Genomic DNA, 21,799 nt, shown 5'->3' with positions numbered 1-21,799 from the left:
AGAATGACCATATGTGAGAACCTTACTGAAGACTTTAATCAGGTTTAAACCTGATTTTAAACTTAAGTGTAAACAAAGCGACAGCGTAATTAATCCTTTTTGAAGTGAATAAAGAAATCAACCCAAGAATAAGAAGAAGAGCACCAATATAGAGGGAGTTTATTTCAATAAAGGCCAATAAGAATAAATAAAAACTAAAGGTTAAAAATAGCCACCCCACAATTAACAAGATGTTTGAATAAACCTCACGCATAGGGATTCAACCTTTCTATAAACTTTTATTATATTTTAATGTACTCCCCAAATTTTGGAAAGGTTTTTTGTGTGTTGTAATTGTTGTTCAACATATGTGTAAACCTTGTGCTTCGCTTCAATAAGGAGCAAGGTAGAATATGCTTAACAAAAAAGTGTGGGAATTTCAAAAACAAGAGGGCAGCGGCTATTTTTTCGAAAAAGATCATAAGACAATAATTGCTGGTACACAAATGTGGACAGGAAAATATGTTATTGTTCAAATTCCAAAGGAGTGGAAAGAGTAAATTTTTATTGTTTGTGAAGTATTGTACTTCAACAATTGAGTGCGATGCTTTAATAATGAAGGATCGCTTTTTCTTTATTCAAGTAACAAGGCAGGTTTTAATGGTTATAATTAAGGATGCAATTAAAAAAACTAGCAAGTAATTATGTTAGAAAAGAGGTTAACAATGAAAAATAGAGAGGAAGCTATCAGTTACTGTTTGGGGATAGGGAATACATATGAAGATTATCCATTTCGTGATAAGAATTGGACGTTAATGCGACATATAGATAACAAGAAAGTGTTTGCGTGGATATTTGAAAAAGATGGCCATATTTGGATTAATGTGAAATGTGAACCCGGTTTTTTGGATTATTGGCGTCAGATTTACAATTCTGTAGTTCCGGCATTTCATCTTAATAAAGACCATTGGAATTCGATAATTCTTGACGGCACTGTTCCTAAGGGAGACATTTACGAAATGATAAAACAAAGCTACATGTTAACTAAAAAAAATAATAGTAAAGTTAATTTCAAAAAGTGAAGGCATTGATTCAGCAGGAAGGATTAATGCCTTGCGCTTATGTTCAATAAGGCTTTCAACAATCTGGTGTCATTCATGATTAGGCTAGAGGACTTTTTGAATTGGACTATTTTAAAAAAGAAGGATCGCAATCCTTCTTTTATTATACACACTCTTTAGTTTAAATGAAGAAGAAAGAGTCGTTAATTAATCATCATAATCCTCATCTTCAGTTTCATCATAATTAATAATATATACATTTCCGGTAGCGTAGTCAGCTCTTATATCCCATTCCCATGAAGCGTTTAATCTTTTATAGATTGGTATCCATATTTCATGCTTCATCTTTTGGATGTTTTCCAACCTAGCAAAAAGTTTATCTAATTCCTCTAATGAGGAACATTCTATATTAATTGAATTTATTACTTCTTCCTTTATTTCTATATCAATTACTTTTTTAATTCATCATCAGTTAATTTTCCAATAATTGTTCCATCAGATGGTTTAAAATCTTTAATGTTTGGCATCTTTTTTACTCCTTTTATATATTCTTCAGGTATTTCAATATAATCGTTCAAATCAATAGCAACATATAGATCTCCATTGAAATCAGAAAGGCAGTTATACCCAAATAGGTAAGGTAAGTTACTCTTTTTGTATATAGGTAACCAATATTTATTACGTTCTTGCTCATACTCCTTTTCATAGAGTGAGAATAAATATGTCGTAAAGTCTTTATAATTTTTTGTTATTCTAATTAAACTTTTAAAAGCATAGTACTTGCATCTTAGACTTATAATTTTTTCGATTGTCGGGTTAATATCTTCAGGTTGAAGTTTTCCAATTATATCTCCGTACCTTAAGTAGCCTTTGATCATTTTTTTTCCTCCTTTCTTATGTCTTTGAATTTATTAAATATGATAAGTTTATTTAGAACTCCTATTATTTCTTTCCAATATGTGAAAATGGGAAGGAGCCATAGTTAACAATTATTTCCTATATAGATGCGTTTAACTAAAAGGATATTTAAAAATCTGATCATTTAATGAAAATAACGAAAAAAAGCCCGATTTCTAAGAAATTAGGCTTTTAAATATTGGAATTTCCTTAACGTTGTATATTTGCGCTTCCTGACGCTGCCGCTAAATATGTAGATAGCATTGTTTTAATAGGTTTTTTATCTTTAAATTTGCAGCACTTATGATCCATCATCGCGATAAATCCATTGATAAAAATGAGTAACTGTGGTAAATTTATATAGATGCACGCTGTTAATGGATTTTTGTATAAATTATCCCTATTTTAATTATACTTCATAAAATCCTTGTCAGTCAACCCCTATTTTTATTTTTTTTTGAAGGAGTGTTTGGTATGAACATGGAACTTCGCCAGGAGCAAGAACGAGTGAACACTGTCATGGAGACAATTACAGAGCAAATCAGTAGATTGGAGGGCGAAACTTCCAGACGTCGGAAGGAAGTTGTGAATATCCGCAAACACTTTTGGGATGAAGTAAAGGTTAATCTTGATACCTTTGACGATTATCTTGAGACGATCATCAATTTGAGACAAGAGGCTCAAGCTTTATCAGTAAGCCAAAGCACCCATAGACATGCATCTAAAAGATTATCTGCACTGCGCCGAATGAAAGAGATGCCCTATTTTGGCCGAATCGATGTCATTGAAGAAGGAACTTCAACTGCGGAACGAATCTATATCGGCATCTCAACGCTCACGGATACAAACGGAGAAAATTTCCTTGTTTACGACTGGAGGGCTCCGATTTCGAGTGTCTACTACGACTACCAGCCTGGTCCTGCCAAGTATACGACACCTGGTGGAGACATCCATGGCATGCTGGAGAAAAAGTGGCAATATCTCATCCGCGGCGGCATGATCCAATCGATGTTCGATACCAGTCTCACGATTGGTGACGAAATTTTGCAGCAGGTGCTTGGTAAAGGGACAGACAAACATATGCACAATATCGTAGCCACCATTCAACAGGAGCAAAATCGGATCATCCGGCACGATCGCGGGCGGATGCTTATTGTACACGGTGCTGCTGGAAGCGGTAAGACATCGGCTGCGCTGCAGCGGATTGCTTATTTGCTCTATAAATATCGAGATATGATGAATGCCGATCAAATCATTCTTTTTTCGCCTAATTCGATGTTTAATAGCTACGTTTCTAATGTGTTGCCAGAACTCGGCGAAGAGAATATGCAGCAGGTCACATTCCAGGAATACTTGGATCATCGGCTTAAGGCTGAGTTTCAAGTGGAGAATCCTTATGATCAATTGGAATATGTATTGACTGCAGTGGATAGTCCATCATACGAAACAAGGATTGCGAGCATCCGCTTCAAGGCTGCCAACTGTTTTTTTGAGGCGATCAAATCATACAGGGAATCGCTGGAATTATCCGGAATGGTATTCAATAGAATTACCTTCAGAGGAAAGACAATTGTTAGTGCTGAACAAATCGCAGAAACGTTTTATAGCAGCGATACCTCGCTTCGTTTTCATGGCAGACTTGAAAAATTGAAGGATTGGTTAATGAAGCAAATAGATGAAACCGAGAAACGCGAACGGACTAAGCCATGGGTACAGGAGGAAATCGAACTGCTCAGCAATGAGGAATACCATAAAGCACGTACCTACTTAGCGAAAAAACGCGGCTTTAAAGGAGAGGCGATTCATGATTATGAAATGGAGCCTAAAGCGTTAGCTCGCTTGATTGTTCGCCGGAAGTTAAAGCCGTTGCGCAAACGGATCAAGGCGTTTCATTTCATCGACATTAAAGGAATATACAAGCAGTTTTTTACCGATCCCATCAAGATCAAACAGTGGATGGACCAGGAAGCACCCGAGGAGTGGCCGGATATTTGCCTAGCGACTGTGAACATGCTGGACGAAGGTAAATTAAATTACGAAGATGCTACTCCGTTTTTACTTATGAAAGAGCTGATTCAAGGATTTCAGACGAACAGCTCGATCAAACACATCGTTGTTGATGAGGCGCAAGATTATTCTCCGTTTCAATTTGAGTTTTTGAAACGTTTGTTTCCTTCGGCAAGAATGACCGTGCTCGGCGACTTTAACCAAGCGATCTTCGCCCATGCCAGTGAAATGGTTGATTTCCACACGCTTACCAGCCTTTACGGTCCTGATCAAACGGAAGTGATCAACTTGACCCGCAGCTACCGATCGACAAGACCGATCGTCGAATTTACACGCGGACTCGTACCTAATAGTGAACGGATTACCCCTTTTGAACGCGATGGCGAGAGGCCAGTATTGACACAATTGTCCAATCGCGCTGAATTGCATCGCTCCATCGCATTCAAAGTTGCTGAATTGCGGAAACGGCAGTATCACACAATAGCGGTTATCTGCAAATCTGCAGCAGAAAGCATTGCTGCATATGAATCCTTGAGAGGCATCGAAGAACTTAAGCTTGTGAAGAGCGGATCGATTGAATACGAGCAAGGCGTTGTCGTCATACCGGCGTATTTGGCCAAAGGGATCGAATTCGACGCGGTGATTATTTATGACGCATCAGCTAAATGTTACGGAGATGAGAGCCTGCGCAGATTGTTTTACACCGCCTGCACCCGAGCTATGCATCACCTGCAGCTGTACAGTGTAGGTGAACCGAGCCCCTTCTTGCGCGACGTTGCGCCGGAGAGTTTCATTGTTGATTGAAATGAAAAATGAAACTCTCGATCGAAAAGAGAAATGCAGCATCAATTATTTGGGGGGGAAGGAAGTAAAATATGAACGGCAAGAGCAGAAAGTTGATGAACGTTCATTTCTTTTATTAACTTAAGTGTGAAATCATTTCACTACAGGTTGATAAACCATGAAAACACTATATTTTCATGGTTTATCCCTGTCTCAACATAAGCTAATCACATAGCAGAGGAAGATAAATATTTAGTACTCAAAAAAAGCGCTAGTTATTACCAGAGCTTTTAAGGGTTCATTTTCAATACGCTTTTCAATATTAAACAATCGTTTGTTTAATTGTGTTAATCTGTTGCATTTTCTTTTTAGTCTCTTTCAACATTCTCACCACATCCTCATTTTGGGATGCATCCATTCTGTTTACAGTTCCTTTCATTTCTTGGATATCAGTTTTTACTTGTTTCATATCCTTTGTAATGATAATAAGGTTTCTAAAATTTGTTTATCCAATCCGTTCACTATCCATTGTTATAATAATAACTCGTTTTGTAAATGATCACCATTTTTGTTACCTGCATACATTTTTAGTCTAAAATTTCACGCCTTTCTAACTTCTCTGGTCACTACCAAGCAAAGAAAGGTAACAGTTTACAAGAGTTTAATACTGCAGGTTGATAAACCATGAAAACATAAATTTTCATGGTTTATCGTTTTTTCCTTTATATAAATGCTACGTAATACTCAAAAACTCCTCACTAAAATGCTTTTTTAACTTAGCGATTGCATCCCTCCGCCAAGACTTCACGGCAGAAACGGAAACTCCTTCCTCCTTTGCAATGTCAGCTGGCATTTTCCCATGTAGACAATACGCTTTTAACCATTTGCTTTGATTTGCTGTTAAAAGGGAGGAAATGTCGTCAATAACGGAATTTATTAGCAGGGGGGTAAAATCGCTTTCTCCTGCGTCTTCAAGGTTTCCGTCCTGTTCAAGCTGGCATTCCCTATCCATTCTTCTCCTTTCTCTTGTAAGGGCTGTTTTCATTCGACCGCTGATATATGCATAAACATAAGACTGAAAATGTCCCTTTTCTTCATTAAACCGTTGGGCTGCCTCCCATAAGGCAATACACCCAATTTGATAAAACTCCTGTTCATTTTTATAAATGGCTAAATTCCTCATAATATAATAGATCATTGGTTTATATTGATCATGCAGTTCCTCAAATTTCTTATCTTCGACCATGTAAGAATCCTTTTTAAGAATGCATTCTTACTTTATTCCGCGGTAATTTGAGAATAGCAAGCTCTGTTTCTATGAGAAACTTTCCTTATGGCGCGTAAGGGAAGGGAAATTTGGCTGATATCTTCGTTTTTTCTTAGAGATAATGAGTTTATCTACCTAAAGGAATTGAAGAAAATGACGTTATTGTGTGATTTTCGGTTTACATGATGGAGGAGTATTCGTCATTGCTCAATAGCAGGTAATTTCCACCATTTATCGAAATCAATAAGAGAAGTGGTTAAAACTTGATTGGAGGGATGAGAATGCCAGAAAAATATCCAATAATAGAAGGGGCGGAACCTTTTTATTTTGAAGGAAGTAAAGTCGGGATTTTGTTATCGCATGGCTTCACAGGCTCCACTCAAAGCATGCGTCCCCTTGGAGTTGCTTATGCAAAGGCAGGCTATACGGTTTGTGGGCCGAGGCTAAAAGGACATGGGACTCATTATGAAGAGATGGAAACAACCACCTATCACGATTGGGTTGCTTCTGTTGAAGAGGGCTTGCAGTGGTTGGAAGAGCGCTGTGAGACAATCTTTGTTACCGGTCTTTCCATGGGGGGAACGCTGACATTGTATCTAGCTGAAAATCATCCTGAGATTAAAGGGATTATTCCGATCAACGCAGCGATTGAGATTCCTGATTTTGCAGAGCTTGAACAAACAGAAGCCAGATTTTTAGATGCAATCGGATCTGACCTTAAAAATAAGGACATAACCGAATTGGCATATGAAAAGACCCCTGTTCAGTCATTAAAGCAAATTGTAAAGTTGATGGAAGGTGTGAAAGCAAAGCTGTCGGCTGTTACATGTCCTGCATTAATCTTTGTTTCGACAGAGGATCATGTGGTGCCGCCAACAAATTCCCATTATATTTACAAGAATATTTCTTCGCAAAATAAGCAGCTCGTGGAATTAATTAACAGCTATCATGTTGCAACCCTTGATTATGATCAGCAGATCATTATTGATCGAACACTGGCCTTTGTTGAAAGCGTTTTAAATGGATCGCTTGATTAAAACCGTTCATTAAAGCTGAATCACTGTCATCATCACAAAGACATTGGTTCAGCTTCTTCATTTTTTTCTATGAATCCATAATAATATGAATTTCCCAAAAAAATTTAACTAAAACACTAGTATACTAGTGTGGAAGTGTGATATTATTTCTGTAAGGCACTTTTCAATTACAAGAAATGAAGGGGCTTACATGTAAAGTGGGGTGAAAACATTTATAGGGGTAAATTTTTTTGCGAGCAAAAGTAAACGGTTTCATTGATGTGAAATGCAAATGATATGAGGAGGTAAAGATATGTTTTCAAAAGGAAGAACGTCTGTATTACTTTTTCTTTTCTTGGCAGGTGTTGTCAACTATCTAGACCGATCAGCTCTCTCGATTGCCGCACCTTTTATAACCGAGGATTTGCAATTAACACCAACGCAATTAGGGATCATTTTTAGCAGCTTCTCTGTAGGGTATGCGATTTTTAATTTTGTCGGCGGAATCGCATCAGACCGTTATGGTGCAAAGCTGACCCTATTTGTTGCGATGATCGTTTGGTCCTTATTCAGCGGGGCTGTAGCGCTGGCAGCTGGTTTTATCAGCATGATTATTATTCGTGTTCTCTTTGGGATGGGGGAAGGTCCATTATCAGCAACCATTAATAAAATGGTGAATAACTGGTTCCCGGCCGATAAACGCGCGAGTGCAATCGGATTGGCCAATAGCGGTACACCGTTAGGAGGCGCCATTTCCGGACCAATCGTTGGGATCATTGCGTTGAATTATGGGTGGAAAATCTCTTTTGTTCTCATTATGGTCATTGGACTGCTATGGGCCATCGGCTGGTGGTTTCTTATTAAAGATAAGCCTTCAGAAGAAAGCAACCAAACAAAACGTAATGCCAAGCTGGATAATCATGAGGTAAAAGGGGAAAAAATCTCTTTAACCTTTTATTTAAAACAAAAAACGGTCCTATTTACCGCTTTTGCTTTCTTTGCCTATAACTATATTCTGTTTTTCTTCTTGACGTGGTTCCCAAGCTATTTAACAAATGCTCGCGGCTTAAGTATTGAAGAAATGAGTGTTGTGACAGTGATTCCTTGGGTATTAGGCTTCATTGGTCTCGCTTTAGGCGGAGTTGTTTCTGATTTTGTTTATAAGAAAGTAGGTAAGGCATTATTTGCACGTAAAGTCGTGTTAGTCACCTGCCTGTTTTTATCTGCGGTCTGTATCGGACTTGCCGGACTTGTTACGACCACGGTGTCGGCTGTTACATTAGTCGCTTTATCTGTGTTCTTCTTATATTTGACTGGTTCGATTTATTGGGCGATTGTCCAGGATGTTGTCGATCAAAATAATGTAGGATCTGTTGGGGGATTTATGCACTTCTTAGCTAATACAGCAGGAATTATTGGGCCGACATTAACAGGATATCTTGTCGAAGTAACGGGTACTTATACAATTGCCTTTCTATTGGCAGGTGGCCTTGCCATTTTCGCCTCATTGGCCGTAATAAAATTTGTTGGACCGATTCATAAACATAAAACAAATTTGTTAAAAGAGAACGTGATTTAAAGGTTTTTTCCTTGTTTTATCGAATTATATTGTTTAAGCGGTTTTCATAAACCGGTTTTTATTTAGCCTCACTAGTATATTAGTGTGGCAGGTTGTTTCTTTAAGAAGAAATCTGAGGAGGAGTACAAGTAATGAAAATGGTTTTTAGATGGTATGGGGAAAACAATGATACCGTTTCATTGGATCAAATAAAACAAATCCCTGGTACAGAAGGAATCGTCTGGGCCCTTCATGATCTCGCCGCGGGGGAGGTATGGCCGCTCGAACGTATCCAAGAGGTGAAAGAGCAAGCTGACCAATACGGCTTACACATTGAGGTGGTAGAAAGCGTCAATGTCCATGAAGACATCAAGCTTGGGCTGCCTAGTCGTGATCAATATATCGAAAACTATAAAAAAACGATTGAAAATCTCGCACAAATTGGGGTAAAGGTGATTTGTTATAACTTTATGCCGGTTTTTGATTGGACACGGACAGACCTGTACAAACCATTAGAGGATGGTTCAACGGCCTTGTTTTATGAAAAGAGCAAGGTCGATCAGATGGATCCGTATGAGCTTGTTGAGAAAATAGCCGGCAGTGATGTAACGATGCCGGGCTGGGAGCCAGAGAGATTAAAAAATTTATCAGCATTATTTGATGCCTATAAACATGTGACAGAAGAAGATTTATGGGATAACCTGAAATACTTCTTAGAGCAAATTATTCCCGTTGCAGAAATTCATGATATTAAGATGGCGATTCATCCTGATGATCCGCCATGGCCAGTATTCGGGCTGCCGCGGATTATGACATGCCAGGAAAATTTTCGAAGATTATTAACGCTTGTCGACAGCCCGTCTAATGGGATAACGCTATGCAGCGGATCATTAGGAGCAAACCCTGATAACCATATTGTTAACATGATCAATGAATTTGCAGACCGGATTCCTTTTGCCCATATTCGCAATGTCCGAATCTATGAAAATGGTGATTTTATTGAGACCTCTCACCGCACTCAAGATGGTTCAGTCGATATAACTGGTATTGTTGAGGCTTATCATCAAAATGGGTTTACAGGTTACGCCAGACCAGACCATGGAAGACATATTTGGAATGAAGAATGCCGGCCAGGCTATGGGTTGTATGATCGGGCGCTTGGCATCATGTATCTTTGGGGCTTATGGGATGCGTTTGAGAGAAGAAAACAAAACGAATTGGCGCAGACAACAACAAAGAGCGTAAGTACTATATGAGGAATGTGAAGGAATAGGAAGGATGTAGAATTATGAAAGCAGCTGTCATGACAAAACCTTTCACAATCGAATTTCAAGATGTGGCAAAACCGGAAGTAGGACCAAACGATGTCCTCGTTCGCATAAAAGCAGCAGGGATTTGCGGCAGTGATGTTCATTTTTATGATGGATCCAATCCCTATGCCAACTATCCGCAAATCTTTGGCCATGAGTTATCAGGAATTATTGAGGAAATCGGGTCTGAAGTCAAAGATCGGGGAGTGGGGGAGCGGGTTGTCATTGAACCGGCCGTCCCATGTGGTGATTGTTATCCATGCCGAATTGGGAAAACAAATGTATGTGTCAACATAAGGATGATTGGCTCTGTCAAAAAAGGAGGCTTTGCCGATTATCTTGCGCTGCCGGAAAATTATGTTCATGTGATGCCGGATGACATGAGCTTTGAAGTCGGCGCCTTATGTGAACCCTTTACAATTGGTGCTCAAGCGATCGATCGGACGAAACTTAAAGATGGGCAAACTGTCACGATCTTAGGCATGGGTCCCATCGGCTTAAACATATTAGCACAAATTAAAAGACAGTATCATGTCACAGTGTATGCAGTTGATGTTGTCCCGGAAAGATTAACCCGTGCAAAAGAATATGGTGCTGATGTTGTAGTCAATTCAAAGGAAACAGACGTGATTCAAGCGATTGACGAAATGACAAATGGGGAAGGCTCAAATATTGTAATTGAGTCGGCTGGTATTCCGTTAACGATTGAACAAACCGTGCATCTTGTTAGCGCCGGAGGGAGAATCGTAATTGTTGGATTAACAGGAGAGGAGATCACATTACCCGGCTTATTATTAACGAAAAAAGATATTGAATTACATGGGACAAAGCATAGTGTTAACAAGTATCAGCAGGTGCTGAACTTCTTGCAGAACAACAAGGATATAGCTGAAAATTTTATCAGCAGCGTCTTACCATTTGAACAAATTGAAGAAGCAATTTTAATCGCTAAAAATCACCCAAATACGGTTACGAAGGTGATATTAACTTACTAAAAGACTGCTGGATATGTCCTTCAACCAAGGAATCTTAGTTTGATAGCTTTTGTTATGAAGGGCAGAGCTGAGCTTTGAAGGCTTGAGTCTTGTCTTTCATCACGGGAATAAATGCAGATTTGAGCTTGATAGTTTGAGTTATGTCCTTCATCACGGGAATGAATGCCAGATTTGAGTTTGATAGTTTAAGTTATGTCTTTCATCACGGGAATGAATGCCAGATTTGAGCTTGATAGTTTGAATTATGTCCTTCATCCAAGTATGAAGGACAAAACGGGAGACGAACGACTAAATTATTGTCTGTCATCCAACGTATAAGGTCAAATCCAATCGGAACTGCATGCAATTTGTCTTCTGGAGGTAAGGATAGAATAACAAATAAGCCTATTTCACTGTTTGGTGGAATAGGCTTATTCTTATTTGAAATACTCTGGATACATGTCTATGACCTTTGGTACTTCGTCTTTTTTATGATGAAAATGGTGCCTTACTACTTTTTCTGTTTCCGCCTCATCTTTAGAGGAAATGGCTTGAAGAATTTCTTGGTGCTGCTTGATCACATTTGACATATGGTTAGGAGTTTCTAACTCTAAATATCTCATACGGTGTAAATGACCTTTCATTTGGGAAACGGTCGAAAGTAATGTCGGATTATCCAAAAGATCTAAAAACAGTTGATGGAAAGCCTCATCTAATTGCATGAATAGGACATGGTCTTGTTTTAAAACAGCATGTTGATGTTCCTCAATCAGATGAATCGCTTTTTCATACATTTCTTTATAACGTAAGTCAGCGGGATTCCAGGCTCTCGCTACTGATTTAAACGCACTTATTTCCAAGCTTTCTCTAACAAACCTGGTGTCTTCTACTTTTTTCAATGAAATATAAGCAACACGTGCACCTCGCTGGGGAAGGATTTCAAGCAACTCTTCATGTGAGAGCCTTAAAAAAGCCTCTCGAATGGGTGTGCGGCTTACTCCTAGAGTCGTAGCAAGTTCGCTTTCCGACAGCATTTGTCCCGGTTTAAAGTTTAGATTGATAATTTCCTCCCGGATTTTCTCATAGGCAGCCCTTCCAAGTGTGTTTCTATTTTGAGATGAGAGATGATTAAGACTCATGTTTACACCTTTTTCGTTTTTGATCTTCATATCCTTGTTTAAAATTTTAAGTTTATACATTACATAAGTCAATAGGACTATTAAGGATAAAAACTACTAATATAACAGGAATGGAAGCGTTTAAAAATATGTTAATAAATATTGACGAACAATTTAATTTGTCTTACTATATAAAAGTATTAATATTCAAAAAATTAAACAGAGGGAGGTTACCAATCAAAAGTAAGGAACTTAATTTGTAAGAATCCACTAAGTTTAAGTCACACTAATTATTTTTTTCTTCTTTGATTATTGAAATTTCCTACTACAAAGCAGTAAAAACCGGACTGCAAAGATGTCCTTCCATCATGTTGTTTCAGAATCCATTAAAGCCTATTTGTGGAACCACCCCCCATGAACTTTTTTACTTGGTGACATCAATATCAAAGTGATGCTCGTTAAAAAGCTCAGCTAGCAAGACTAAAGGTGTTTTGTTCACTAAAAATGAAAGCGAATACATTGTTATTTGAATGGAGGAAGGCCTGTGAAAAACGAATCAAACCTTGCTGAATCTACTGTAACCACCCCTGAGATTAGGGAAAAGAAAAGTAATATCATAACGAAGTTTAAAAGTACGTATGGCCCAGGTATTCTCGCTGTTTTAACGTGGCTTGGTGCAGGGGATTTAGTGACCTCATCGGTAGCAGGAGCGGATTATGGCTATAGTTTAATGTGGATCCTCGCTTTATCCTTATTACTTCGTTATCTCATTGTGAATGTCATTGCTCGGTTTCAACTATGTAATACAGAAGGTTTGACGTTGCTGGAAGGATATGGACGACTCCATCCTTTTTTTGGCTACTTTCTATTTGGCTATGCCTTAATAATGGGACATCTATTTAATTCCTACATGATTAAGGGAGCTGGAGAAGTATTATCGATTTTGCTGCATATCAATCAACCTTTTCTAGGTTCGGTTATTGTTGTTGGATTAGTTTTATTATTAATTGGTCGAAATATTTACAATACAATCGAAAATGTGATGAAGATTATCCTGGCACTAATGACCATTGCTTTCCTCGTTTTAGCCTTTCAATCCACACCGGATGTAGGGCAAATCGTTAAAGGAACGATCGGCTTTAGTATTCCAAGTGATACAGGTGTCCATGGAGCGCTTTTGGTGGCGGTTTCAATTATTGGTGCAGTGGCAGGCTCTATCTCTAACTTTGTGCATCCGTATTTCATGAAAGAGAAAGGATGGGTAAATCCTAATCATTTAAAAGTACAACGAAATGATTTGTTATTTGCGATCGGTGTTTGTATTGTTATAAATTTGGCTATTTGGATTGTAGGGGCGGAAATTTTAAGGCCAAATAATATTCATGTAGAAACCATTACCGATTTGGGTCAAGCTCTTCAACTAGCATTAGGTCAAACAGGCTGGCTGATTTTTTATTTAGGTGTTTTTGCGGTCTTATTTGCTAGTATTGTTGGGAAGTCAACTGGTTATCCGCGGTTAGTCACAGATGCTTATTATGTTATTAATAAAAAGCGACGTGACAAATATGAAGGTCAATATAATAAAGATCCGATGTCGAAGTGGATCATGATTTTTGTCCTCGTGACTCCGATTATTTGGTCCATTCCTGGTATGCCCGGGTTTATTACTCTTACCATTGTGGTGAATGCGTTAAATGTTGTCGGATTTCCGGTCATTGCCATCGGAATGCTGATCCTCTCTAACAAAAAAAGTTTGATGGGGAACTATCGAAACAACTGGTTTGAAAATGTGTGTCTATTTCTATCGTCGGGCTTAGCCATATGGTCAGCCGTACAATTAGCAATCAGCTTTTTCTAAATGAGCTAAGAAGGGAGGAATAAAGAATGAAACCAAAGGTAATTGTTTATAAGAAAGTAGATCAGAAGGTAATAGAGTTTATTCAACATACCTGTGACGTTGTTTACTTTGGAAAACTAGATGCAGAAACCTATCCTGAATTTCTCCAAGAGTTGAAGGAAGCCCAAGGAATATTGGGTTCAGGGTTAAAAGTGGATAAGAAGTTATTAGATCAGGCTCCACATTTAAAAATAGTTTGTAACACCTCTGTCGGCTACGATAATCTCGACCTTGCAGAACTGACAGAACGGGGGATTATGGCTACCAATACTCCTGAGGTTTTGAATGACACAGTGGCAGACACCATTTTCGGCTTGCTTTTATCTGCGGCAAGAAGGATGCCGGAATTGGACGATTGGGTGAAGAACGGCCACTGGAAGTCGAATTTAGGGGAAGAGTGGTTTGGGGTAGATGTCCACCATAAAGTATTAGGCATTATTGGGATGGGGGGAATTGGAACGGCGCTTGCGAAAAGAGCCCATTTAGGGTTTGACATGCAAATTTTGTATCATAACCGTTCTAGGAATGAAAAAGCGGAACAAGATTATCAGGCTATTTACTGTTCGTTGGAGGAACTTTTAAAACAAGCGGATTTCGTTTGTTTAATGACACCGTTAACACCTTTGACTGAAAAGATGATGGGAAAAAGAGAGTTTGAGTTAATGAAAGAAACGGCCATTTTTGTAAATGGCTCAAGAGGGAAAACTGTCGATGAGGAAGCCCTTATCCATGCACTAAAAACGGGCAAAATTCTTGCTGCCGGACTGGATGTCTATGTTCAAGAGCCGGTGCAACCAGAAAACCCATTGCTTTCAATGAAAAATGTCGTGACTTTGCCGCATATTGGATCTGCCACCTATGAAACTCGTTTAAAAATGGCAATGGTAGGAGCAGCCAATTTAATTGCCGGATTACAGGGGGAAACTCCACCCAACTTAATTAAAAGTGGAGTAAGGGTTAAGTATTCACGTTCTATTTCATGATAAGAAGCTGTCAGAAAGTCAGAAAAGATTCCTTTCTGACAGCCTCATTAATTTTATCCAAATTATTTCATTATCTATTGCTGGTAATTTCCCATAAAGACCGTACGCTTTTAACCATTTGCTTTGATTGGCCGGAAATGTCGTCAATAACGGACTCTGATAGAAAGTGGATAACATCACTTTCTCCCGATTCTTCAAGGTTTCCTTCGTTCTCAAGTTTACATTTCCTCTCTATTTTTCTCCTTTCTCGTAAGAGCTGATTTCATCCGGCCGCTGATATACGAAAAAACATATGACCAAAACTCTCCCTTTTCTTCATTAAACCGTTGCGCAGCCTCCCATAAAGCAATACACCGATTTGATAAACTACTGTTCATTTTTATAAATCGCTAATTTTCTCATAATGTAATAGATCATTTGTTTAAATGGATCATGCAGTTTTTGCCCTTAATGCTTCTTCAACCGTTCTCTGTTGATCCATCGTTCATCACAATGATCTTCATATTGCCGTCGTAGTGTGGGTTTGATGTCAAGTTGGTGGTCCCTATTTGAATTTATTCCGTATAGGTATAAATTACCTTACATAAAACAAAGATAATAAAAGATGGTGTTTTTATTGGAATATGGGAAAGGATGACCATCATGAATCATATATGGCGAAAGCTGCTGCACTCTAAAACGGCAATAAAAACACCAACAGCGGAACAGTTCACGCAAGAACAGGATCTCCTATCTGATAACTTGGCTGATAACGAAAACAAGTTCCGCTCCGTTTACAAAGATTGCTCTGATGTGATCTTTCGTCCTTTTTTTATAGGTGGAAAAGATAAGGCCATTCTTATTTACATTGATGGTTTGTCAAATATTGAAGAAATAGATGACAACGTACTTTCACCGCTTATGCAGAACACAGAGGAGCAATTTCACGATGTTAATAGTCTGATCGAAAAAAGAATTTCCGTTTCCGATGTGAAAGAAATCAAGACATTTTTCGAGTGCATACATGAGATCTCTTTGGGAAATCCAGTGATACTTGTAGATAAAAGGAAAACGGGGTTTTCGTTAGGGCTCTCAAAATGGGAGAAACGTTCAGTTGAGGAACCGTCAGCTGAAATGGTTGTCAGGGGACCACGTGAAGCATTTGTGGAAACCCTGCGTGTAAACACTTCCTTGCTTCGAAGAAAAATAAGAAGTCCCAAATTAAAAATGCAATCTATGGAAGTAGGTCGTTACACTAAAACAAAGGTTGTCATCTCGTATATGGAAGGAATTGCAGACAAGACGTTAATAGAAGAGACCAAAAACCGGCTAAGCCGAATTGAGATTGACGGAATATTGGAAAGCGGAATGATAGAAGAATTCATCGAAGATAACCCGTATTCCCCTTTTCCGCAGGTTTTAGAGACTGAACGACCAGATGTAGTTACCTCAAACCTGCTTGAGGGACGTGTGGCCATACTAGTTGATGGTACTCCTTTTTCTCTCGTTGTGCCTACGACTCTTTATTCGTTGTTGCAATCTGCAGAGGATTATTATGGACGATTTCTGATCGGGACAGCTATCCGCTGGCTTCGATACCTTTTCCTTGTGATTTCACTGCTTTTACCTTCCTTGTATGTAGCGGTGATCACCTTTCACCATGAGATGGTTCCGACGACTCTTTTGATTAGTATGGCGGCCTCTCGTGAGCAGGTCCCTTTTCCCGCTCTTATTGAAGTTTTAATTATGGAAGTCACATTTGAAGCGTTGCGTGAAGCTGGACTAAGACTCCCAAAACAAGTCGGAGCAGCAGTAAGTATCGTCGGGGCCCTCGTTATTGGAGAAGCAGCCGTTTCCGCTGGAATTGTCTCTGCACCGATGGTTATGGTCGTTGCGATTACAGGGATTGCCTCTTTTACAATTCCGCGGTATTCGGCATCAATCGCCATTCGTATGCTTCGCTTTCCGATGATTCTTCTTGCTGGGACGCTCGGGTTGCTTGGAATTATGCTTGGGATCATTACAATTATCGTCCACCTATGTACACTTCGTTCTTTTGGTGTACCGTATTTAAGCCCGATGGCTCCAATGAAATTCCGCGATATGAAAGATGTACTTATTCGTGCTCCATGGTGGAAACTGAACACAAGGCCTCACTTTACAGGGAGTTATAACAAATATCGGCAATCCACTGGGCAGAAACCAGATCCGACAAATGGGGATGAATAGTAATGAAACATGTCTTTTATGTAGAGAGGTGAGTCGATATGATTGAGAAAGGCAAAATTAATGCCCTGCAAATGGCGATCATGATTTATCCGACAATTATGGCAACCGCCATTCTCTTAGTGCCGGCTATTACTGGAACATTCTCAAAACAAGACATGTGGCTGTCACCAATATGGGCTTCGTCTATCGGTTTTTTTTCGGTTTACTTAGTATACCAATTGAATAATCGCTTTCCGAAGCAAACGGTCATCCAATATAGTGTCGAAATTCTTGGTTTCATTCCAGGAAAAGTAATCGGATTTGTTTACTTATTCTTTTATTTACATATAAACGGAATTGTATTAAGAGAGTACGGAGAATTTGTCATTGGGAATTTTCTTTTTAAAACTCCAATGATTGTTGTAATTGGAACCATGGTACTAGTATGTGCCTTAGCCGTACACGGCGGCCTTGAAGTAATGGCTAGAAGTGCACAAATTTTTGTTCCGGTCGTTATTTTATTGATTCTGTTCATCCTTATATTACTTATCCCAGATTTAGAACCTAAAAATATATTTCCAGTTATGGAGAAAGGGATTATGCCTTCTATAATGGGAGCAGTGGTACCATCTAGCTGGTTCTCAGAATTCTTTCTTCTCTCTTTCTTACTCCCATTTGTAGGCGAGAGGGAAAAAGGAATGAAATGGGGCATAATCTCGGTGTTTGCGGTGATGGTTACATTGGTGATAACAAATTTGTTCTCTCTTTTCTTATTTGGGGGTATCACAGCCACCTTTACATATCCGGTTATGAATGCTGCACGGTATATAAGTATAGCTGATTTTCTCCAACACCTTGAGTCGATTGTGATGGCGATTTGGGTAGCGGGTACGTTTGTGAAAATTTCAGTATTCTATTATGCCAGTGTTATTGGTACTGCAGAATGGCTGCATTTATCTGACTACAGGCCGATTGTTTTTCCGCTTGGATTTCTATTAACGCTCGTCAGCATTTGGTCTGCACCGAATTTAGAAGAGCTGGCTCATTTTCTTGGTACTACTTCACCATTTTATTTAATCTCGATCCAAACGCTTCTACCAATGTTACTGTTGTTACTTTCTATTTTTTGTAAAAAAACTTCTAAAAGCCTTACAAACCATGCAGGGGAAAAAGGATGAAGACTATTTCTTTTAAAGCAGTAAAACGAATGCTCACTATTTCCGTATGTTCTTTTACACTCTTCCTTACAGGCTGCTGGGATCGAGTAGAACTCAATGACTTAGCACTTGTTATGGCAGCAGGACTTGATATAACCGATGACGATATGATAGAGCTTACAGTGCAATTGGCTGTTCCGCAAGCTATGGGAGGTGGACAAGGAATGGGCAGTGGTCAAGGCGGAGGAGGTAATCCGACGACTGTTGAAAAGGCAACTGGAAATACAATCTTCGATGCCGTGTCCCGGCTTCAAGAACAAGTGTCCCGCCGCATTTTTTGGGGACATAATCGGGTGATCATTTTCGGTGAGAAGCTGGCCGAAGAAGGGATTCAGAAGCACATTGATTTTTTCGCTCGTCACTCAGATCCCAGGCTCCGGGCTTTTACATTTGTCACTGACGGTAAGGCCGCTGATGCTTTGAAAGTTATTCCTGATTTAGAGAAAAGTTCAGCAGAAATTGCAAGAGAACTAGCAAAATTCAAAGTTGGAATGAGTGTCACCGTGAAAGACTTGCTGCAGGGGTTAAGCGGCGAGGCGGGAGCGACAGCACTGCCATGGATAGAGGCAGAAGAAACTGGAGGTAAAGGTGGTTTACGCATGAACGGAACGGCTGTTTTTAAGAAGGATAAAATGGCAGGACGAATCGATGATCGTGTAACTAGGGGAGTGTTATGGTTAAGAGATGAAATCGAATTAGCATCCGTAACGGTGGAGCCAAAAGACGCTGATGGCCAGATTTCCTTCAGTCTCCTCCGTTCTAGAACGAAGCTGATCCCAAAAATAAATAATGGAAAATGGAAAATGATCGTTAAAATTGTCACGGAAGATGATGCGGTAGAAAATGAAACAAAATTAAACTTGATGAATCCTAAGATTGCGCAAAAACTTGAAAAGCAATTAGAACAAGATATTGATAAGCGAATTCGCATGACGCTTGATCAAGTTCAAAAAGAGATGGAAACAGACATTTTTGGTTTTGCCGAAGTGTTTCACCATCACTATCCAAAACAGTGGTCAAAAGTAAAGCATCAGTGGGACGAGAAATTTCCGGAAATAGAAGTTGAAATAAAAACGAAAGCGTATATAAGAAGACCAGGAATGTCCACTTCACCGCAAGGAGTACCGGAAAAAGAGGTAAAAGGAAAATGAATTTGGCATCTGTGTTCGGGATAACAGTCGTTGCTATTCTTATTACACTATATGAATGGCCGAAAATGAATAAGAATCAGAAAAAGGAAAAATGTGCATTCGTGTCATTAACGATTTCAGGATGGCTGCTGGCTGTTCTTCTTGTTTATTTTCCGGATATGCCAGGACCGACTGATTTAATTGATATGATTTTTAAACCTTTTGGTAAGCTGCTTCAAAAATAAGGAATAGAAAAGGCATGTATACATCATGATGAGGTGAATGAAAATGATTGAGAAAGGGAAGATTTCGGCTAAACAGATGGCAATCATGATGTACCCTGTAATCGTGGGGACTGGAATTATTTCTGTTCCGGCAGTGACAGCGAAATATGCCAAGAACGACTTGTGGGTCTCGCCGATATGGGCTTCCCTCTTAGGTTTTATTGCAGTTTATATCGCCTTTCAATTACATAAGTTGTATCCAAGACAGACAATTATACAATACAGCGAACTTATTATGGGTCGAATCCTTGGTAAGATCCTCGGCTTTATTTATTTGGTCTTTTATATCCAAATGAATGGTGGAGGGATTCGAATTTATGGAGATTTCGTTACGGGAGCTTTTTTAACAAACACTCCGATTATTGTCGTTATCTCAACAATGGTCCTGGTTTGTACCTTTGCTGTAAGAGGAGGGATAGAAGTAATGGCAAGGACTGCTCAGTTTTTTATTCCTCTTTATGTTTTATCTACGGTAATCATTATTATACTGCTTCTTCCTGAATTGGATTATAAAAATATGCTCCCTATTTTGGAGCATGGTCTTATGCCTTCAATGAAGGGAGCGATTGCACCAGGCGGCTGGTTTGCTGAATTTATACTAGTGTCATTTCTATTTCCTTATTTAACTGACGTTGAAAAAGGAGGGAAATGGGGCATGATCTCTGTGTTTTCAGTCATGATCACGTTTATCGCAACGAACTTTGTTATTCTTTTTCTATTTGGGGGAAATACAGCCAGGTATTTATATCCGCTATTCGCAGCTTCCCAGTACATTAGCATCGCTGATTTTTTGGAACATCTTGAGTCGGTCATCATGGCGATGTGGGTAGCGGGAAATTTCATCAAATTTTCAGTCGTTTTCTATGCTATTGTATTATGTACGGCTCAATGGCTGAATCTATCCGATTACCGGCCGCTCGTATTTCCGTTAGGTTTTTTGACCTTATTGTTCTCCATTTGGGGAGTCCCCAGCAAAATGGTGGAAAGCGAGTATAACTTTATCGTTTTCCCTGTTTATTCCTTTTTTGTGCAAATCCTTATTCCTCTATTGCTGTTTATGGTCGCTGTCTTACGGAAAAGAAATCGAACAAAAAGGATGAAGACTACGTAGCGGTAGAGGCTGTAAAGAGAAGTGTTCGCTCACTTCTCTTTTTGATTATATAGGTTTTGTAAACTAGGACGAATAGGCTTGTAAATAAAGCTCCTTGAGTGCTTTTCTAGCAGCGCCCCTTACCGTTTGATCCTTCGCTTCAGCAAAGTAATCTTTATAGGGAGGTTTCTCCTGGCAAATGGTTGCCACCGCACGGCAGTGATCATAATATCGAATTGTTTCCAGCTCAATTTCATCCCCGTATTCATTTACTTGTTGTGAAACCTTGCGGGAAATATAGTCTTGAAGGTAATCTTCTCTATCATTCAATGAAATCGCCTCCTGAAGTGGTTCATTTTACCTATTTATAGTATAAACGATCTTATTGTAAATGAATGTAAAAGTATGGCTAAATCTCTGTAAATCATAATGGTGCTGGTGTCTTGGTAGGAGGGGCGTAAAAGAATCAGTTATTTTTAGTGATTCTTTTACGCATGTCCTTTTTACACGTTCCGCGCTACTGCTTTTGCAACTGAGAAGGAAGCATCTGGATCGACTGATTCAAAGTATCCAGCTTGCTTTCAATCCTATTTAACAAATATAAAGTTACGATAATAGGAAAGCCAACCTCGCTTATAACAGATAACCACTGTTCCATGTCTTTCACCTCTTTTTTAAGTAGATTAGCAGCTGTGAATTTTATCGCTGATAAGATCGGGAAAACGTCGATAAAAATGAAATTCCACTGATAAAATTGGAAAATCGCCGAAAAAAATGGAATTCCGCTGATAAAATTGGAAAATCGCCGAAAAAAATGGAATTCCGCCGATAAAATCGAGAAAACGCCGAAAAAAATGGAATTCCGCTGATAAAATCGAGAAAACGCCGAAAAAAATGGAATTCCGCCGATAAATCGTGAAAACGCCGAAAAAAAGTAAATTCCGCCGATAAAATCGAGAAAACGCCGAAAAAAATGGAATTCCGCCGATAAAATCGAGAAAACGCCGAAAAAAATGGAATTCCGCCGAGAAAACGCCGATA

At 39.1% G+C, this 21,799-nt stretch carries 22 protein-coding genes; 15 read left to right on the top strand and 7 right to left on the bottom strand.

Features of this window, described 5'->3' with window-relative positions:
• Positions 1-392 precede the first annotated feature (392 nt).
• Together ACSVDH_RS27220 and ACSVDH_RS27215 are read left to right on the top strand one after the other, a co-directional pair.
• Positions 393-539 (top strand): hypothetical protein, encoded by a 147-nt coding sequence (locus tag ACSVDH_RS27220; protein ID WP_439250642.1) that lies wholly within the window; start codon positions 393-395, stop codon positions 537-539.
• Positions 540-704: 165 nt separating this feature from the next.
• Entirely contained in the window at positions 705-1,061 is a 357-nt protein-coding gene (locus ACSVDH_RS27215; protein WP_439250640.1) for an MmcQ/YjbR family DNA-binding protein, read from the top strand.
• Positions 1,062-1,247: 186 nt separating this feature from the next.
• Here the strand turns inward: ACSVDH_RS27215 and ACSVDH_RS27210 are convergent, their stop codons facing one another.
• Positions 1,248-1,385, bottom strand: a complete 138-nt coding sequence (locus ACSVDH_RS27210) for a hypothetical protein (RefSeq protein WP_439250638.1) — start codon at positions 1,383-1,385, stop codon at positions 1,248-1,250.
• Between the two features lie 104 nt (positions 1,386-1,489).
• On the bottom strand, positions 1,490-1,918 hold the full coding sequence (locus tag ACSVDH_RS27205) for a hypothetical protein (protein WP_439250637.1): 429 nt from the start codon (positions 1,916-1,918) through the stop codon (positions 1,490-1,492).
• A gap of 493 nt (positions 1,919-2,411) precedes the next feature.
• Between ACSVDH_RS27205 and helD the strand changes: the two genes are divergently transcribed.
• A complete protein-coding gene (gene helD / locus ACSVDH_RS27200) occupies positions 2,412-4,748 on the top strand; it encodes an RNA polymerase recycling motor HelD (protein WP_439250635.1) in 2,337 nt (778 codons plus the stop codon).
• Positions 4,741-4,872, top strand: coding sequence for a hypothetical protein (locus ACSVDH_RS27195; protein WP_439250634.1), 132 nt, complete (start codon positions 4,741-4,743; stop codon positions 4,870-4,872). Before helD ends, ACSVDH_RS27195 begins: the two co-directional genes overlap by 8 nt.
• Positions 4,873-5,460: 588 nt before the next feature.
• Here the strand turns inward: ACSVDH_RS27195 and ACSVDH_RS27190 are convergent.
• A complete protein-coding gene (locus ACSVDH_RS27190; RefSeq protein ID WP_439250632.1) occupies positions 5,461-5,973 on the bottom strand; it encodes a sigma-70 family RNA polymerase sigma factor in 513 nt (170 codons plus the stop codon).
• Positions 5,974-6,275: 302 nt separating this feature from the next.
• On the opposite strand from ACSVDH_RS27190, the gene ACSVDH_RS27185 reads away from it, so the two are divergent.
• The 4 genes from ACSVDH_RS27185 (at position 6,276) to ACSVDH_RS27170 (ending at position 10,873) form a co-directional block, all read left to right on the top strand.
• Positions 6,276-7,031, top strand: a complete 756-nt coding sequence (locus tag ACSVDH_RS27185) for an alpha/beta hydrolase (protein WP_439250631.1) — start codon at positions 6,276-6,278, stop codon at positions 7,029-7,031.
• A 292-nt stretch (positions 7,032-7,323) separates the two neighbouring features.
• Complete coding sequence (locus tag ACSVDH_RS27180) at positions 7,324-8,589, top strand: MFS transporter (protein WP_439250629.1); 1,266 nt, start codon at positions 7,324-7,326, stop codon at positions 8,587-8,589.
• Positions 8,590-8,720: 131 nt separating this feature from the next.
• On the top strand, positions 8,721-9,824 hold the full coding sequence (uxuA, locus tag ACSVDH_RS27175) for a mannonate dehydratase (RefSeq protein WP_439250627.1): 1,104 nt from the start codon (positions 8,721-8,723) through the stop codon (positions 9,822-9,824).
• 32 nt (positions 9,825-9,856) lie between these two features.
• The gene (locus ACSVDH_RS27170; protein ID WP_439250626.1) at positions 9,857-10,873 is read left to right on the top strand and encodes a zinc-binding alcohol dehydrogenase family protein; all 1,017 of its coding nucleotides are present in this window, start codon (positions 9,857-9,859) and stop codon (positions 10,871-10,873) included.
• A gap of 416 nt (positions 10,874-11,289) precedes the next feature.
• Here ACSVDH_RS27170 and ACSVDH_RS27165 read toward each other — a convergent pair whose 3' ends face one another.
• Positions 11,290-11,991, bottom strand: coding sequence for a GntR family transcriptional regulator (locus tag ACSVDH_RS27165; RefSeq protein ID WP_439250625.1), 702 nt, complete (start codon positions 11,989-11,991; stop codon positions 11,290-11,292).
• 523 nt (positions 11,992-12,514) lie between these two features.
• Here ACSVDH_RS27165 and ACSVDH_RS27160 point away from each other — a divergent pair.
• Both ACSVDH_RS27160 and ACSVDH_RS27155 read left to right on the top strand, forming a co-directional pair.
• Positions 12,515-13,828 carry an Nramp family divalent metal transporter gene (locus ACSVDH_RS27160; protein WP_439250624.1) on the top strand — a complete coding sequence of 438 codons (1,314 nt, stop codon included), beginning with the start codon at positions 12,515-12,517 and terminating at the stop codon, positions 13,826-13,828.
• A gap of 26 nt (positions 13,829-13,854) precedes the next feature.
• A complete protein-coding gene (locus ACSVDH_RS27155; RefSeq protein WP_439250622.1) occupies positions 13,855-14,850 on the top strand; it encodes a 2-hydroxyacid dehydrogenase in 996 nt (331 codons plus the stop codon).
• 218 nt (positions 14,851-15,068) lie between these two features.
• On the opposite strand, the gene ACSVDH_RS27150 is transcribed toward ACSVDH_RS27155, so the two are convergent.
• Entirely contained in the window at positions 15,069-15,227 is a 159-nt protein-coding gene (locus ACSVDH_RS27150) for a sigma factor (protein WP_439250621.1), read from the bottom strand.
• A 265-nt stretch (positions 15,228-15,492) separates the two neighbouring features.
• Here ACSVDH_RS27150 and ACSVDH_RS27145 point away from each other — a divergent pair, with 265 nt between their 5' ends.
• The 5 genes from ACSVDH_RS27145 to ACSVDH_RS27125 are packed head-to-tail and all read left to right on the top strand — an operon-like array spanning position 15,493 to position 20,779.
• Positions 15,493-17,058, top strand: a complete 1,566-nt coding sequence (locus ACSVDH_RS27145) for a spore germination protein (protein ID WP_439250619.1) — start codon at positions 15,493-15,495, stop codon at positions 17,056-17,058.
• Positions 17,059-17,096: 38 nt separating this feature from the next.
• Entirely contained in the window at positions 17,097-18,215 is a 1,119-nt protein-coding gene (locus ACSVDH_RS27140) for a GerAB/ArcD/ProY family transporter (protein ID WP_439250618.1), read from the top strand.
• Entirely contained in the window at positions 18,212-19,405 is a 1,194-nt protein-coding gene (locus ACSVDH_RS27135; protein WP_439250616.1) for a Ger(x)C family spore germination protein, read from the top strand. Before ACSVDH_RS27140 ends, ACSVDH_RS27135 begins: the two co-directional genes overlap by 4 nt.
• Complete coding sequence (locus ACSVDH_RS27130; RefSeq protein WP_439250615.1) at positions 19,402-19,629, top strand: hypothetical protein; 228 nt, start codon at positions 19,402-19,404, stop codon at positions 19,627-19,629. The genes ACSVDH_RS27135 and ACSVDH_RS27130 overlap by 4 nt, the downstream gene beginning before the upstream one ends.
• Before the next feature lie 43 nt (positions 19,630-19,672).
• Positions 19,673-20,779 (top strand): GerAB/ArcD/ProY family transporter, encoded by a 1,107-nt coding sequence (locus ACSVDH_RS27125; RefSeq protein WP_439250614.1) that lies wholly within the window; start codon positions 19,673-19,675, stop codon positions 20,777-20,779.
• Positions 20,780-20,842: 63 nt separating this feature from the next.
• Here the strand turns inward: ACSVDH_RS27125 and ACSVDH_RS27120 are convergent, their stop codons facing one another.
• Positions 20,843-21,088: a hypothetical protein gene (locus tag ACSVDH_RS27120; protein WP_439250613.1), complete on the bottom strand. Its 246-nt coding sequence runs from the start codon at positions 21,086-21,088 to the stop codon at positions 20,843-20,845.
• Between the two features lie 187 nt (positions 21,089-21,275).
• Positions 21,276-21,416, bottom strand: coding sequence for a YvrJ family protein (locus ACSVDH_RS27115; RefSeq protein WP_439250612.1), 141 nt, complete (start codon positions 21,414-21,416; stop codon positions 21,276-21,278).
• Positions 21,417-21,799: the final 383 nt, after the last annotated feature.

It is taken from the genome of Metabacillus sp. Hm71, from assembly GCF_051842955.2.
GTDB lineage: Bacteria > Bacillota > Bacilli > Bacillales > Bacillaceae > Metabacillus.
This window is presented reverse-complemented; position numbering and strand designations above follow the sequence as displayed.

What these genes read in the sequence shown, in the direction of transcription:
- ACSVDH_RS27220 (WP_439250642.1), top strand. Translation starts at nt 393, where the DNA reads ATGCTTAACAAAAAAGTGTGGGAATTTCAAAAACAAGAGGGCAGCGGC.
- ACSVDH_RS27215 (WP_439250640.1), top strand. Translation starts at nt 705, where the DNA reads ATGAAAAATAGAGAGGAAGCTATCAGTTACTGTTTGGGGATAGGGAAT.
- ACSVDH_RS27210 (WP_439250638.1), bottom strand. Translation starts at nt 1,385, where the DNA reads ATGAAGCATGAAATATGGATACCAATCTATAAAAGATTAAACGCTTCA.
- ACSVDH_RS27205 (WP_439250637.1), bottom strand. Translation starts at nt 1,918, where the DNA reads ATGATCAAAGGCTACTTAAGGTACGGAGATATAATTGGAAAACTTCAA.
- helD (WP_439250635.1), top strand. Translation starts at nt 2,412, where the DNA reads ATGAACATGGAACTTCGCCAGGAGCAAGAACGAGTGAACACTGTCATG.
- ACSVDH_RS27190 (WP_439250632.1), bottom strand. Translation starts at nt 5,973, where the DNA reads ATGGTCGAAGATAAGAAATTTGAGGAACTGCATGATCAATATAAACCA.
- ACSVDH_RS27185 (WP_439250631.1), top strand. Translation starts at nt 6,276, where the DNA reads ATGCCAGAAAAATATCCAATAATAGAAGGGGCGGAACCTTTTTATTTT.
- ACSVDH_RS27180 (WP_439250629.1), top strand. Translation starts at nt 7,324, where the DNA reads ATGTTTTCAAAAGGAAGAACGTCTGTATTACTTTTTCTTTTCTTGGCA.
- uxuA (WP_439250627.1), top strand. Translation starts at nt 8,721, where the DNA reads ATGAAAATGGTTTTTAGATGGTATGGGGAAAACAATGATACCGTTTCA.
- ACSVDH_RS27170 (WP_439250626.1), top strand. Translation starts at nt 9,857, where the DNA reads ATGAAAGCAGCTGTCATGACAAAACCTTTCACAATCGAATTTCAAGAT.
- ACSVDH_RS27165 (WP_439250625.1), bottom strand. Translation starts at nt 11,991, where the DNA reads ATGAGTCTTAATCATCTCTCATCTCAAAATAGAAACACACTTGGAAGG.
- ACSVDH_RS27155 (WP_439250622.1), top strand. Translation starts at nt 13,855, where the DNA reads ATGAAACCAAAGGTAATTGTTTATAAGAAAGTAGATCAGAAGGTAATA.
- ACSVDH_RS27150 (WP_439250621.1), bottom strand. Translation starts at nt 15,227, where the DNA reads ATGAACAGTAGTTTATCAAATCGGTGTATTGCTTTATGGGAGGCTGCG.
- ACSVDH_RS27145 (WP_439250619.1), top strand. Translation starts at nt 15,493, where the DNA reads ATGAATCATATATGGCGAAAGCTGCTGCACTCTAAAACGGCAATAAAA.
- ACSVDH_RS27140 (WP_439250618.1), top strand. Translation starts at nt 17,097, where the DNA reads ATGATTGAGAAAGGCAAAATTAATGCCCTGCAAATGGCGATCATGATT.
- ACSVDH_RS27135 (WP_439250616.1), top strand. Translation starts at nt 18,212, where the DNA reads ATGAAGACTATTTCTTTTAAAGCAGTAAAACGAATGCTCACTATTTCC.
- ACSVDH_RS27130 (WP_439250615.1), top strand. Translation starts at nt 19,402, where the DNA reads ATGAATTTGGCATCTGTGTTCGGGATAACAGTCGTTGCTATTCTTATT.
- ACSVDH_RS27125 (WP_439250614.1), top strand. Translation starts at nt 19,673, where the DNA reads ATGATTGAGAAAGGGAAGATTTCGGCTAAACAGATGGCAATCATGATG.
- ACSVDH_RS27115 (WP_439250612.1), bottom strand. Translation starts at nt 21,416, where the DNA reads ATGGAACAGTGGTTATCTGTTATAAGCGAGGTTGGCTTTCCTATTATC.